Here is a 14910-nt window from a genome sequence, read left to right as displayed (position 1 = left end):
ATTTTAATAGATAACCAAACCCGTTCCTATTCTTGCGGCAATGCCGCGCTGTTCAGAATCACTTCCCTCATCCCACCAAGCATCCCTTACCGATAGTCCCCGCAAATACTCGTAGTCCGGATGAACGACTATGTCTTGCAAATAGGCAGATATAGTGGCGTTCTCAGAACGCATGCGATTCAGCGCATTAATAATATCTTGGCCAGATTCAATACCGATGCCGTGGCCAAAATACAAATCGTCATCCAGCATTATGACGTTCTCGCCCTGCCACTCCGGTGTTTCCGGATCATGATCAGGGTTCTTGAAATAAAGCGCATCCCCGGGATAGGCTTCGTTTTTATTATAGGTTGTTATGAGGCTCAAATCACGGTCGTATTGCCAGTCTCTTAAAAAAAGGTTTTTGAAGTAAGCATTAAACACGGCATCACCAACGGTATCAAGCACTGCCTTATAAAAAATAATAATAATTGCGCCCGCGCACTCAAAGCCATACAAATGTCCATTTTCAAAAATATCATTAATTCCGACGGAAGGCAGTACGCCTCCTTTTAGCTGAAAACCTCCGTTTTCCGTACGCGTCCAATATTGCTCATTGCATTTTGACCCCGCAAAGGTCGCAAAGCTCACTCCGCTGGCATAAAGTGCTTTGGCGGCTTCAACCGTATGCATTCGCATTTTCAGCTCAAACTCCAACGCATCAACCGATGGATAGCGATAGACAACCTGACTTTTCTGCTTTGCTTGCAGTATTTTTCGTTCAATCTCCGATAACGTCAAAGGGTTAATCGAAAACGTTGGACTACCCGCAACAAGTATCACCTTAGCTCTCCTCCATTTCACACAATATCGATTAGGTTATTGTACGTATGAAATAAAAAAATGTGAGTATGGATGCAACTGGCCTTACGCGAATGCTGCCAAATCGTGTTACTATACAGCAGAAGAGCCGTCAACCCATTTGGGTCGACGGCTCCTCTTTCTTACCAGTCTATCGCTATGATTTAGACAGTGCGCCTCTTGATCCACCAGCTCCGCTGGAGCTGTAAAGATCGGAATATTCCGTGTCTGTTCTCTCCCACACGTCCGCATAGGCTGGGTTCCGCTTGAACTCGGCTAGTGCATACGAGCAGGAAGGTATAATCCGTCTGCCCTTCTCTCTAGCCTCTTCTACTACAAAATCAAGCAGCTGCCGTCCCAAATGTTGGCCGCGATAATCGCCATCCACATACGTATGGTCAATGACCCATGTGTCTACGTCAACCATAGTATAGGTGATCTGGCCGATCGTTCCTTTTGCTGTCGTTAGAATATAGCTGTTCCCTTGCTTTTGAGCCAAAATTTCCTCTTCTACTTCACCATACATGTCTCTGTCTGTACTCATTGTTGCCTGCACCTCCTAGAAAGCTGTTAGTTGTAGCTTCTTATGGTCAAGCTATCGGTCTACTACTTCTTACCCCGATAGAGGAACAATGAATCGTATGGGCGAAACTAGTGACCGTTTTCCGAGGAGGCTTGCGGCACTTCTTTCGTCATATATAACACGAGCTCATCATCGACACGAACCATGCTGCCGGGCTTAACAATAACATTCTCATAGGTAATTCCTCTGCCGTCTGGAATATAACCTCTGCGAGCGTAGATTCGCTGTGCGCTGCCATAACTCGGGTAGAGACCTACACCGATTCCAACGATTCCGTACTTCTCAAATGCAATTTGCTCAATTGCTTCCATTAATGCATTTCCAATCCCCTTGCGCCGATAAGCCGGGACAACATCAAAATTGTTAATTTCGGGAATGTTGTTTTGCTGAAAATAGGGATAATTCGATTGTGACAGCAGATGCAGCCATCCTGCAAACTGGCCATCGTAGAGAGCGACAAGGGTGATGCGCTGCCCGGTTATGTTTTCTTCCCAGCATCTCGCTACATATTCTAAACGTTTACTAATATCTTGATGTTCAATCGCATGAAAAATGGCACTGACATCATCACTTTCCATTGCTCTTATTTGCATTCCTTCACGCATAGAATCGTCTCCTCACTCTTCTGTTGCTTCTATATTTTCTTCTTCCCATAACAATCTCATTTCCGCAGAAATCGCGAGCAAATAATCCAAACGGCCTTGAGCCTCTATTTTTCCGTCTTTCATGACGATAATATGATCGGCTCGTTGCAAAGCGGCCTTGCGATGAGAAACAATCAGGCATGCCGCATGCGGCGTTTTCTCCACACGTTCCCAAAGCAGCTTCTCGGTCGTCACATCCAGTGCACTCGATAAGTCGTCAAACACGAGCAGCTCCGGCTCACGAATGAACATTCGCGCAGCAGCTGTACGCTGTGCTTGCCCGCCGGATAGCTTCACGCCGCGCTGGCCAATCATCGTTTCAAGTCCATGCTCAAGCTGCAAAATATCTTTGTCCAGCACCGCGGTGTGAATCGCTTTCTGCTTACGATCCGGTTCGTCCGGCATTCCCAGCAAAATATTCGTTTCAAGTGTTTCACTAAACAAATTAGGCACCTGCGAGGTATAGGCGCTTCGCGGCGGTGCAAAAAAAGAATCCGGATCGGCTACACGCTCGTCGTTCCACCAAATTTCTCCCGCCTGCGGCGGCAGAAGCCCTATTACGGAACGGAGCAGCGTTGTTTTCCCCGAGCCAATCCTTCCCGTTACAACGGTGAAGCTGCCCCTTGTAAGTTCCATACTGATATCTTCAATTCCTCTGCCGGAATCCTTATAACGATAGCTGAGTCCCCGTACCGAAAGCGTGCGAAAAGGAGCCTCGTCTTGCTCCTTTTTCAATGAACGGTCATTTTCAGGAAATGGACCATTTAGCTGCAATGGGTGATGCTCGGTAAGTTTTTCAGTTGAAGCGCCTTGCAACAGCTGCACCATCCGTTTAAACGAAATGCCTGTTTGCTGCAGAGTAGCTAAAAATCTGCCAAAAAAAGCAGTAAAATCGGTCACAAACGTTAAATAATAGACGAATAATGCAAAGTCACCAACGCTCAGCTCCGAGCGCTGCATGGCGGAAGCACCAAGCAGTAAAATAAATCCTGTTCCTATATTAACGATATTGGAAAATACCGAGTCAAGTATAGACGTAAATAGTCGATCCTTGAGCGCAGCCTGCCTGCGCTGCTTATTCAATAGGCGAAGTCTCTCGATAAACCGATTCTCAGCACCAGCGAGTTGAATGGCCTGCACCGAGCTGAACATTTCACCGACCATGCCCGTGACTTTACCCGTTGCATCACGACTGGTGGCCCGATAGGATTGCAGACGCTTGGAAGCAAGCTGAGTGACTGATACAACGAGTATAAGTGGTAGAAAAACATAACAAGTGATACTGACGTTAACCCGCAGCAAAATGAAGATCGCAGCAGCAGCAAATAACAATTTGCCGATAAAATCCAGCGTCCAGCTAATGGCATCCTCTGCTTGATTGGCATCGTCGCGAAATTGTGTGACCGCCTCACCCGGTGAGCACGGAATGGCTGCCGCTGCCGGCTGCCGCAAAATCCAGCGCAGCATGTTCCACCTAAGCAAGGAGCCCATACTAAAGCGATGAATCGTATCGGTTAAGGCGCCGCCATAAATCGTAACGATTCTTGCAGCCGCTACAGCCATTAACAAGACAGCTAGGTTTGTAGCGCTAAGCGACCAGCTCGCCTGACCTGTCAACGAATCAAAAAACTGTTGAATAATTAAGCCAGGCAACAGCGGGAACAGATGAATCGTTGCCCAGAGAATAGCATTCGCTGTATAAAGGACCGGACGATAGCGAATAAGACGCCACATCGCTTGCACCGTTGACATTTCCTTGTCGTTCATACAAGCACCTCCACAGCCCCGGTTTGCAGCAATTGGTATAGTCTTGAATTTGGGTCTTCTGCTAATTGTGATCTATTGCCGGATTCCACAGGAGTTCCAGCGTCTAAAATAAGGATATCATCTGCCCGTTTAATCGTCGCAAGGCGGTGGGCAATAATAATGGCTGTGCGGCCTGCAAGCAGCTTATCGATCGCTCGCTCAATATGCGCTTCTGTAGCAGGATCGAGCCTTGAAGTAGCCTCATCGAGAATGACGAGACCTGGATTAGAGAGAAACGCACGGGCGAATGCAAGCAGCTGCGCTTCTCCAGCTGACAGACCGCTTCCTCCTGAGGCCAACTGTGTATCAAGCCCTTCCCCAAGCGAAGCTAACCAGGCGCCTAACCCTAAATCTTCTAATACATCAAGCAGCCGCTCATCCGAAATGGATTGATCATAAAGCGTGAGGTTATCACGCACGGACGCTTGAAACAGCTGAATATTTTGAGATACCATCGCTATTCGACCGCGCAGGTCAGATAACGAATAATCCCTGATATCTGTTCCGCCCAGTTCGATAGCGCCTTCTTTCACATCATAAAAGCGAACGAGGAGCCTTGCTAACGTACTTTTCCCGCTCCCCGTCCGTCCTAACAAACCGAGCACTCGCCCGGGCTGAAGCTCCAAATCGACATCGTGGAGCACTCGCTCCCCGTCCCCGTCTTCTCCCGTATAAGCAAATGTGACATTCGAAAAACGTACTGAAAGTGCGCCTTCGGGCAGCACGGCAGCCTTTTCTTTCTCTTTTAGCTTCGATTCCGTTGCGAATAGCCCACTAACCCTTACAATACTAGCATCCGCCCGCTGTAAATCTTGAATTTGTGTGCGGATTTGCTCAAGCGGATGATTAAGCAGCTCCGTATACGTAAAGACCAAATAAATCGTGCCGAGGCTCATGGAATCCGTTGTCCACAAATATGCGCAATATAATAATGCCAGCGATCGACCAAGCGTGAATACAAAGATTGTCGATACCCACATCGAATATCCGCCTATGCTGGCTTTGAGTGTAATCGGGAGTATTTTGCGAAGCAGCCCATGAAATCGTCTCATCACAAATTCACTCGCTCCATTTGCGCGTGTATCCTCTGTGCCAGCTAAATGCTCGCCAACAAACCCATAAAACTCCGCTTGCGCTTCACTTGATTTCACCCAAAAAGGCGAAAAAGCCGTCCGTATCCGTTGAAGCACAAATATCGTCAATATAACGAATACCGTCATGCCTGCGCCTAAGCGCCAATCCTCCCGAAACATCAATACGAGTACACCTGCTATGAGCAGGAGGTTCGCAACCAACACAAATATGAAATTGGAGAAAAAATGCGACAGCTCATTCACATCTCCATCGATCCTCTGAATTAATTCGCCGCTCGTTCTCTCTTTATGGAAGCTTTGATCAAGGTGAAGGCAATGTTTTGCTAGATCACCTCTCAGCTCATTCGTCGCCGTCCAGCCGACCTGTTCTCCGATATAGCCTGAGGAAACGCTAGCAAGCTGATGCAAAAGCGCGACCGTAATGAACAACAATGCGCTGCCGATAAGATCATTAATCTGAATGCCAGGCTGCAGCGCGCTATCAATAAAATGCCGAATGATTTGCGGATTCCAGAGCTGCAAACCAATACTTGCGAGAAGCAGCACAGAAAGCAGCACAAGCTTATTACGCTCATGCCTTAAATAGGTGCTTAACAGTCTCCAATATTGTTTAATAGGGATATTCATTTTCTATTGCCTCCAAACTGCGGGGTGTATCATCCATATATTTCTTATTCATCTTAGAATGGGGAGATGATTGGTGGCAAGGTAAAGAACAGTTATAGCTGCTTTGCACAGCAAAAAGAAAAGAGCTGACCCTTAAACAAGGACCAGCTCTACATTTATTGTTTTTGCATATTTGCAAACAAAATAGAATTACACTCATTCATGCATTATTTCTCTAGCAAACCAGCCTTCACCAGGCCGTTTCTATGCATGCTTATTTAGATCACTCATTTCGCTCCGCTTGTTCACTCCCATGAGCAATTCGATATTGATTTGGCGTAAGACCTGTACTCTTCTTAAAAATAGTAAAAAAGTGACTTTTCGTTTGAAATCCTGATTGTTTAGCAATTTCAGCAATCGTCCAATCCGTATTAATTAATAATGTACAAACGTTTTCCACTCGCTTATTCAAAATATAATCAGATAGAGAGTTATCTGTAACCTCTTTAAACAATTGTCTGACATAGCCTGGAGAAAGCGATAGCTTCTCCGCGATTTCATCAATGTTTAATTGTGCAGAATGCAAGTGATTTTGAATATATTCCACCATTTCATCGACATATTCTTCTTTGCGTCCCGAACGGCCATTGCTTTGAATCGTTTGTAAAACGTGTACAAGCTGCTCTTCAAACCATAGTCGGTAAGCCTGCAAGGTTGAAAACCGATCTAAATTAACTGCAGTTCCCTGCAATAATTGAACCGACTTAATAGAATGAAAGCTTCTCATAAACGTATGCATAATAAGCTCCAGCTGCATTTTGCAATCGATATAAGATAAATGCTGCAGCTCTAAAAACAGCTTATCCAAATGTTCACGCATCACATCTTCTTGTCCCAATCGAACCGAGTAAATAATTTGCTCCAGCAGCATAACGTCATCTGGCGGTTGAAGCAGTTTATCATATTCGACCAAATCTTGCTCCTCGTAAATCCGGTCCTCTCCGCTCACAAACTTAAAGGTCGTTAGTTCATACATATTCTCATAGAGGAGCTGAACATCATCTGTAATATTCCTAACTTCACTAACGGCAATGGTCACTTGAAGCTTCAGCCATCTCATAATCTGTTCTTTCACAATGGACAGCTTCTGATGTACAAGCTGATTATCATATTGACGATCTAATGCCGGCTCCTTCAAGCAGCCTATTAATAAAACAAGATGATCGCCTACAATGTCAACTGGTCGCGACGCTACACCTTCTTGCATTAAAACTTCTTGTGCAATGTTTCCAATTGCATATTTGATTAGCTTTCTCGATTCAAAATTATACTTTTCTTGAAACTCCGCATATGCATCTATCCGAATTACAGCTAGCTGTATATGCTTGTATTGCAAGAACGGCGTTCGTTTCTCAATATACTCGCGAATAGAGAAATTCATCTTCCCTTGAAGAATCCAGCGACGGAAATAGTCGTCTAGAATTAAACCTTCATGGTCACGCATCGTATGCATCATTTCATCTCTTGTATGCACCAAGTTATCGATCCCGCGTTTTATTACATCATACTCAGAATCCGTTGATCGCTCTTCGCGCGGTCCCGTAGCAAGCTGCATTACATTATTCGCCAGTGTACTGAATGGCTTAATATACTTTCTTGAATTCCAAAACATGACGATCATAATTGCTATCAGCATAGCAAAAGAAGAAATTACAATTTTGAATGAAAATTGATTGACCTTCTCATACCATCCGCTCATGCTAATAATATAAAATAAGTTCCACTTATTCGAATTCACACTAGATGCGCTAGCAAAATAAGCTTCCCCTTCATAGTCGAATTGAAAGTGGCTCCTAATCTCTTGCGAAGCCTGTTTATAAATGGTTGCATTCCATTCATCAATCTCTTTGCCCAGCACGGAGTTTCCATCAACGTCCATAATCGCGATTTGAACATCTGAATTGCCGCTATTTTGTATATACTCTCCAACAATTTTTAGATCAAACAAAATTACGACGCTTCCATAATGATCAATTTTACTAATATCCGGCGGGAGTATTAACCCCCAATAAGAAGCATGACCAGCTTCATGATAAAAATAATGCAAATACCCCTGTTTTTTCTCTTCTATTAGTTCCAATAGTGCCTGATCATGAAATCGTCCAAGCGTGGAAATACCTTTTTGATAATCAAGAATATGCCCCGTTTGTCTATTCAATAAATAAACATTGCTTATAAATGGTTCTGTATTAATATAACGACGCAAGGCACGGATTGCATTGTAGTCCGCAACCTTGTTCCTGCTATTATCAGAGACCCAGGACATGATATCAGGATCTTGATACATATTAATACCGTAGCTTTTTAGTTTATTTAGCGTAAATTCAACATCAAATACCGTCTGCTCTAATTGATGTTCCGAAATAACGTTAATTTCTTCCAAATAATACTTAGAAAATTGCTTTGTTAAAGATAATGAAAACATAGCAATAATTACTGTACATAGGAAAGCAAGTGCAATAAATATACGAATGTAAGTTGATTTCGGAAAAAATACCCGCTTCATTGGACACTCCCCATCTCGAATGGGAAAATAGTAGTAAGGAATCCTCTCTATGAAGAGAGGATTTCCTAATGTAATGTAATCTAATCTTATAATACTGTGAAGGACATTACAATGCGTGCTCAACCCCGAGCAATCGGGTCATTAAAAGCTGAATAAATCTATTTTCATCTACTCCTAAGCATACTTCAACGTTGCCCGTAGCCGAAGGAACTGCCACTGTCATTCCCGAAGGATGACGCAAATCATACTCAACCGTTATGTTCATTCTCTCTTTTTCGAAAATTAGTGGATCTATCAAGTGTGAAATGGCTAGCGGATCATGCATAGCAGTATAATCTCGCTGACATATCGTAAGCCATCTATCCAACATATTACTAACTGCTTGATTCAAGGGCTGATTGGATCTGCCTAGTTGATCAACTTGCGCGCGCTGAATATTCACATTCATGGTAACATCTAGACCTACCATGACGATCGGAGCACCTGATGAGAACACGACGGAAGCCGCTTCTGGATCGCATTTAATATTATGCTCAAGAACGGGCAAGCCAGCCCCATTCTTACCCAAACGCGTTACCCCGCCCATCATCAATATCTCTTTCACATGCTGAGCTATAGCTGGCTCACGAATGAGTGCGGCTGCAATATTTGCAAGCGGGCCTATGGCTACTAATGTAATCTGACCTGGATTTTTCATAATCAGATCGATGATAAAATCAACGGCATGCCCGGCAGATTCGGTCGCCTCTCCTCCCTCAAGAACTCCTTCTCCTTCATGTCCTCCCCACCAAACCTCACGGTTACGAAGTAACGAAGGACTAATTCCGGTATAGATCGGAATATTCGGTTGCCCTCCAAGTCGAAGCATCTTTTGGGCTAACCGAGCGCGCAAATCGACGTCCCCATACACGGTTGTGATTCCTTCAATGATAATCTCTGGAGATTGCATAGCAAGCGCCAGCGCAACCGAGTCGTCCGGATCAGAGCCGATATCCGTATCGATAATAATTCTTTTCAATTGATCCAACCTGCTTCACCTCTCATTTAAACTATTATTTCTGCTCGCTCAAGAACTTATCTATTTGTGATTGCAGCTCTACTTGAATTTTTTTAACTACGGTTTCACCGTCTTTTTTATATTTCTCCCATAATTCCTTAGGATCGACAACACCGCTCATGATCAATGGATAATATTTAGCTTCAATGGAATTAAATTGTGCAATTTCATTCGCAACCGGGCTTGTATCGAAAGTAAAACCTGTTAATACATCCTTCTCGAAGTTTTCAGCCGTGTAATAAAATTCATTTTTCGCTAAATCCTCTGGAGAAAATTCCGAGCTGAACTTATGATATTTAGGCGCCCATAACCATGACCAGCCGAACCAAGGATACGTATCCTTGAGCGGTTTGTATTGATTGTCGCCTACTGCTTCCCAATGCTCGCCTTCAATACCAAAGGACAATAAGTTGTAATTATCCTGCTCGTGCGCCCAGTTCAAAAATTTAACCGCTTCTACTTGATGCTTGCTTGCTTTTGGCACAGTCAAATAGTCATTTTGCTTATAATCAGAAGTATTTACGTTTTTATCAAATTTGTACAGCTCGAAGATTTCCAGCTCAGCTCCCGGAACATTCGCTTGCAATTCACGCAGCGTGTTGTGCTGCATAGAGAAATCCGTATAAGTCATAGACGCGATTTCACCAGATTTCATCATCACCTTGCTATCTGGGCTGGACATAATATCCGGATTGATCAATCCTTCTTGGTACATCGATCTTGTCAGTTCGATGTATTCCCATACAGAAGGCTCCATTTCGTCGAATAAATTATGAACAGTCGAATCATTGCCCTTCAAATAAAGCGTGAAGTTACGGTTAAAGGCAGGGGATACCCGGATGCCTGATTCATAGTCATTTTCAATACGAATTCCCGCATATGACAAGTCCGGCGAAACGCCCCATGAGGAATATGGAATGATTTCAGGTTTTTTCGCTTTGACTTCTCTCAAAAATGTAAGAAACTGTTCATGTGTTGTAATTTTTTCTAATCCAAGCTCTTCGCGAATATCTTTACGAATTAATATGTTGTTCGCATGTCCGTTTTTGCTGCCCAACGGTATACCCGTCATTTGTCCATTAAATTTGTTCGCTTCAAAAATAAGATCTGAACCGGCATTCAATATATTTGGACCATGCTCTTTCAGCAGATCAGTCAAATCTGTATAATACCCTTCGCTTGTCATTTGGTTAATATGCAGCCAAGGAGCATCATAAATTAGATCGATCGCTTCGCCTGATGTTAATGTCACTTGCGTTTTATTGGCGAGATCCGCCCATGGAATAAACACAAAATTCAATTTATAATTCAGGCCGTCTGCTTTCATTTTTTCTTCAGCAGCCGCAAGCACTTTATCCAGATCCTGAGGTCGATCACCGGGCAGCATAATTTTGAGCGTAATTTCCTTGCCTATATCCGCTCCGGTTTCGTTAAGATTCTGATTGCCTTCATTGCCGCCTGCAGAACACGCAGATAGAACAATTAAAACTGCGGACAACATTACTAATAACCATTTTTTAAATTTCAAATCGATCACCCTTTTCTTATTATTAGTAGCATGAATCCTTAACCTTTTACCGCCCCGATCGTAATACCTTTAACAAAAAATTTCTGCACAAAAGGGTATAGCAAAATGATAGGACCAATTGTCAAGCATACTGTCGCCATCTGCAAACCATAAGTCGGAATCGCTTGGGCATAATCCATCGCAGCTCCTGATACATATTGCTTCATATTCACGTTCGAAATGAGCTGACGCAGCATTATTTGCAATGGTTGGAGCTTATGATTATCTACAAATAATAATGAAAGCCAGAAGTCATTCCAATACGTTAAAGCATAAAACAAGCTGACTGTTGAAATCGCAGGCATCGAAATAGGACATATGATTTTAAAGAAAATTCTGAATTCGCTCGCACCATCTACCGTTGCTGCTTCATTCAGTTCATATGGAACACTTCGATAAAAGGCGACTAAAATAAATGCAAAAAACGGATTTAATAAATACGGCAATATTAATGCCCAAATGCTATCCTTTAAGTCAAGGTAAATCGCAATCGTAATATAAAAGCCGACTAATCCTGATCCAAAGATCATCGTCAAGTAAGTCATGAATGAAAGGAAATTTCTATACTTTACTTTGCGATGAGCCAGCACATACGCATACATGCTCGTTATGAGCATTGCCAATACTGTGCCTACAACAGTTACAAAAACCGTAACAAAATAACTGTTATAAATCTGATTGCTCTGGAACAGCAGCTTATAGGCCGCTAAAGAAAATTCACTAGGAAAGAGCTGAAAGCCTTTCGTCATGATTTCTTTTTCCGCTGCGAATGAATTGATAAATACCATCCAAAACGGCACTAAACAAAAAACTGTGAATAGTATCACTAATAGATATCCAGACCATACAAATAACCTACCGGACCAAGATCGTTCGGAATCCAAATTGCTCCGTTTTTTCAGTGCCCGCTGTGCCACATTCATCCCTCCTTTTCTTAGAACAATGCCGAGTCCTTATCCACTTTTCTAATGATCCAGTTGAACAATACAATAGCAATCACGCCCATAAAGGATTGATACAAAGCGACGGAAGAAGACATCCCAAAGTCCCCCAGCTGTCTAAGCGCGCGATAAGAGAATGTATCGATAACATCTGTAGTTTGGAATAAAGCAGCATTATCGCCGACAATGCCATAGATCATTGCAAAGTCTCCGTAGAAAATACGACCTACAGCAAGCAATGCTAATACAATTATCGTTGGGCGAATGAGTGGCATTGTAATATGCCAGATTTGTTGAAAACGTGTTGCTCCATCAATTCGAGCGCTTTCATAATAATCACTGGATATGCCCGTTATCGACGCCAAGAAGATAATAGAATAATAACCAGCCATCTTCCAAACATATATGATGGTTAATATTGTTGGCCAATATTCAGCGTTATTGTACCAACCAATCGCATCCATGCCGAATGCTTTGAGCGTCTGGTTAATCATTCCGTCTGTCGTGTTCAGCAGCGCGTATACCATCAGGCTGACAACCATCCAGGAAATAAAGTACGGCATAAAAATAATCGATTGAGCAATTCGTTTGAAAATTGCAAGTCGAATCTCGTTAAGCAAAATAGCCATTACTACAGCCAGTCCTAAACCAAAAATGATAAACAGAGAATTTAGAAACATGGTGTTCCAGGTAACATGAAGCCATTCTCCTGAAGAGAAGAAAAACTCAAAGTTTTTAAAGCCTACCCAAGGACTATTCAAAAACCCGATCGTTGCGTTATATTTTTTGAAGGCAATCAAGTGGCCAAGCATAGGGATATACGCAAAGACAATCAAAAATAACAAACCAGGGAGCGCCAAAACATATAGACTCCGGTTTCGAGATATTTCTCTAAAAAAGCTCATGCCGCACCTCCTGTGAATCCGTTTGCTATGCAGTGTTAAGGTTGAATGGTGATCGCTCTTCCTTCCCTGCTGCTCTTAAGCGCAAGTTCAACCATTTGTATCGTTAGTTGAGCTTCCTCTGGCTTAACCAATAGCTCGGCATTATGAACAATATGATTATACACATTCTGATAATAGGACTCGTAGCTGCCGGGCATCGTTTCAATTTGACCGACGACATTCACTTCTTCAAGCTTCGTATCCATAGTGCCCCAAAGGTGCTGCTCTTCTTTCCCCCATCCAGGACAACCGGGAGCCAAGCCTTGCAAAAGCGCCTCTTCCTGTGAGTCTTCCCCATATTTGACGTAGGAACCATTCATTCCATGCAGAACATAACGCGGACCTTTCTCTCGGCGAAGCAGCGATGCTTGAAGCGTAACCTTCGGCCCATTCCGATACGCCAACTGGATATCGAAATAGTCGTCTGCTGCAGCGTGATCTCGCATCTTGCGAACATCTGCCTGAATCCGATACGGTAAGCCAAATAACTGCAGAGCCTGATCTATGAAATGGACAGCCAAATCATACAATACTCCTGCTCCCAAATTGCCGCTTTCTCTCCATTCCGAAGGATTAACATGCGGAATATATCGATCCCAGCTGAAGCGAACATCGACTAATCTTCCAAGCATTCCTTGCTCGATTATTTTACGAATGGTAATAAAATCTCCATCGAAGCGGCGATTATGAAATACGCTTATCATTTTTCCTTGTTCCTTCGCTATTGCAATTAAAGAGCGCGCTTCTGCCTCATGGATCGTAAAAGGCTTCTCAACGACGACATGCTTACCGGCTAGCAATGCTGCACGCGCATAGGAATAATGATCTGCGCTTGGAGTGGCGACGACTACGAGTTCAATCGAACTATCCTGAAGCACATCACTCGCATCTCGCACCACTTCAATCCACGGATACCGCTCTTTGGCGTCACTCGACTTCCGCTGTACAACCTTAGCAAGCTTCATTTGCGGGATTGAAGTAATAATTGGCGCATGAAAATTTTTTCCTGCGTAACCGTAGCCAATCAAACCAACCTTTAATTCTTTCATGATGTTTTCGATTCATTTATGAACGAATTATTCTGGTCTTCAATCGCTTGAACAATCATTTGGAACAGCTTCAAATCCTCGATCGCATCCTCTACTGTCGTATTCAAAGGAACGCCCTCTCTAACGACCCCATAAAAATGTTTGATTTCAATCGTATAAGGATCGGTGTAGGTTGGGCGGACAACGGTCTCTTGATAGCTATCGCCTTCAGATTGTTCAATTTTCAAAATCGTCGGTAATTGTCTGATGTAGCCTGAATCATACTCGACATGAACGGTCTTTTTATCGCCAAAAACTTCAATAGAGGCATCAAAGCGAATTTGATGGTCAAACCCTACTTCATACATGACATGAAAACCATCATACTCAAACAAGACATTCATAAAATTCCGATCACTCCAACTTGTAGCCGCAACTACTCGATTGGGCATGCCAAGCATTTCGCGCATAGCAGAAAAGTCATGACTACATAAGCCAGCCATCCACCGATACGTATTGGCGTGTCGATCAGCTAGATCTCCAATTGCAGCACGCACCTGCTCCTTGCCTCTTTCTGCTTTATCCGCCGCCAATTCCGCAGGAATATCCGAAAACTTAAATACGTTCTGGGTTTGTCCAATAAAAAAATGATTATAGCCAATGATATCCCGGAAGCGTGCGTAATTAATATGCTTCATGCTTTTTACTTCTTCCAACGCTTGTCTGAAGGCAGGAGCGTAGCGTCGCATATAACCTACCATCACTTCTTTTCCTGCTTGTTGCTTCGCTGCGGCGATACGCTCAGCGTCTGCCATATTGAGGCACATCGGCTTTTCTACAAATACGTGAAGACCGCTTTGCAAAGCTGCTATAACATTATCCGCGTGGTACTCATCGCTATTCAAAATAAAGACAGCCTCTAGTTCTGAATCCGCAATCAACTCCATCGCGTTTACATATCCTTTTGACACGTTGTACTGTTGTGCAATTGCGTCAACCAGCTGTTTAGAAACATCACAGATAGCCGTTATTTCAAATTGATTCCGCAAAGAATAGAGTATAGGCAAATGAGCAATTTGAGCAATTTCACCTAACCCAATTACTCCAAGTTTTATTCTCCCTGTCATTCCATCACTCCTCGATATTCATGATGTATTTATTTTGTCGACACATAGAGAATAACACCCTCCATTAGTGTCGAATAGTTCACAATCCGCAACTTTGGTTCTAAAAG

Annotated in this window: 12 protein-coding genes; all 12 read right to left on the bottom strand. The window is 43.3% G+C overall.

All coding sequences use genetic code 11. The annotated features are described in order from the left end of the window. Positions 1-3: 3 nt before the first annotated feature. Positions 4-822 carry a protein-glutamine gamma-glutamyltransferase gene (locus AC787_RS18390; protein ID WP_054026111.1) on the bottom strand — a complete coding sequence of 273 codons (819 nt, stop codon included), beginning with the start codon at positions 820-822 and terminating at the stop codon, positions 4-6. A gap of 175 nt (positions 823-997) precedes the next feature. Continuing rightward, positions 998-1384 (bottom strand): GNAT family N-acetyltransferase, encoded by a 387-nt coding sequence (locus AC787_RS18385; protein ID WP_054026110.1) that lies wholly within the window; start codon positions 1382-1384, stop codon positions 998-1000. Between the two features lie 107 nt (positions 1385-1491). Continuing rightward, positions 1492-2028: a GNAT family N-acetyltransferase gene (locus tag AC787_RS18380; RefSeq protein ID WP_054026109.1), complete on the bottom strand. Its 537-nt coding sequence runs from the start codon at positions 2026-2028 to the stop codon at positions 1492-1494. Between the two features lie 12 nt (positions 2029-2040). Further along, positions 2041-3834: an ABC transporter ATP-binding protein gene (locus tag AC787_RS18375; RefSeq protein WP_235561005.1), complete on the bottom strand. Its 1794-nt coding sequence runs from the start codon at positions 3832-3834 to the stop codon at positions 2041-2043. Next, positions 3831-5594, bottom strand: coding sequence for an ABC transporter ATP-binding protein (locus tag AC787_RS18370; protein ID WP_054026108.1), 1764 nt, complete (start codon positions 5592-5594; stop codon positions 3831-3833). The genes AC787_RS18375 and AC787_RS18370 overlap by 4 nt, the downstream gene beginning before the upstream one ends. A gap of 262 nt (positions 5595-5856) precedes the next feature. Further along, positions 5857-8139 (bottom strand): helix-turn-helix domain-containing protein, encoded by a 2283-nt coding sequence (locus AC787_RS18365; protein ID WP_054026107.1) that lies wholly within the window; start codon positions 8137-8139, stop codon positions 5857-5859. Between the two features lie 106 nt (positions 8140-8245). Beyond that, the gene (locus AC787_RS18360; protein WP_235561004.1) at positions 8246-9166 is read right to left on the bottom strand and encodes a nucleoside hydrolase; all 921 of its coding nucleotides are present in this window, start codon (positions 9164-9166) and stop codon (positions 8246-8248) included. Between the two features lie 25 nt (positions 9167-9191). After that, on the bottom strand, positions 9192-10724 hold the full coding sequence (locus tag AC787_RS18355; RefSeq protein WP_054026106.1) for an extracellular solute-binding protein: 1533 nt from the start codon (positions 10722-10724) through the stop codon (positions 9192-9194). Between the two features lie 38 nt (positions 10725-10762). After that, the gene (locus tag AC787_RS18350; RefSeq protein WP_235561003.1) at positions 10763-11680 is read right to left on the bottom strand and encodes a carbohydrate ABC transporter permease; all 918 of its coding nucleotides are present in this window, start codon (positions 11678-11680) and stop codon (positions 10763-10765) included. A 17-nt stretch (positions 11681-11697) separates the two neighbouring features. After that, a complete protein-coding gene (locus AC787_RS18345; RefSeq protein WP_054026105.1) occupies positions 11698-12609 on the bottom strand; it encodes an ABC transporter permease in 912 nt (303 codons plus the stop codon). A 35-nt stretch (positions 12610-12644) separates the two neighbouring features. After that, on the bottom strand, positions 12645-13697 hold the full coding sequence (locus AC787_RS18340) for an oxidoreductase (RefSeq protein ID WP_054026104.1): 1053 nt from the start codon (positions 13695-13697) through the stop codon (positions 12645-12647). Continuing rightward, positions 13694-14803 (bottom strand): Gfo/Idh/MocA family protein, encoded by a 1110-nt coding sequence (locus tag AC787_RS18335; RefSeq protein WP_054026103.1) that lies wholly within the window; start codon positions 14801-14803, stop codon positions 13694-13696. The genes AC787_RS18340 and AC787_RS18335 overlap by 4 nt, the downstream gene beginning before the upstream one ends. Positions 14804-14910: the final 107 nt, after the last annotated feature.

The organism is Bacillus sp. FJAT-28004, from assembly GCF_001280845.1.
In the GTDB taxonomy this organism is placed as follows: Bacteria; Bacillota; Bacilli; order Paenibacillales; family Paenibacillaceae; genus Pristimantibacillus.
This window is presented reverse-complemented; position numbering and strand designations above follow the sequence as displayed.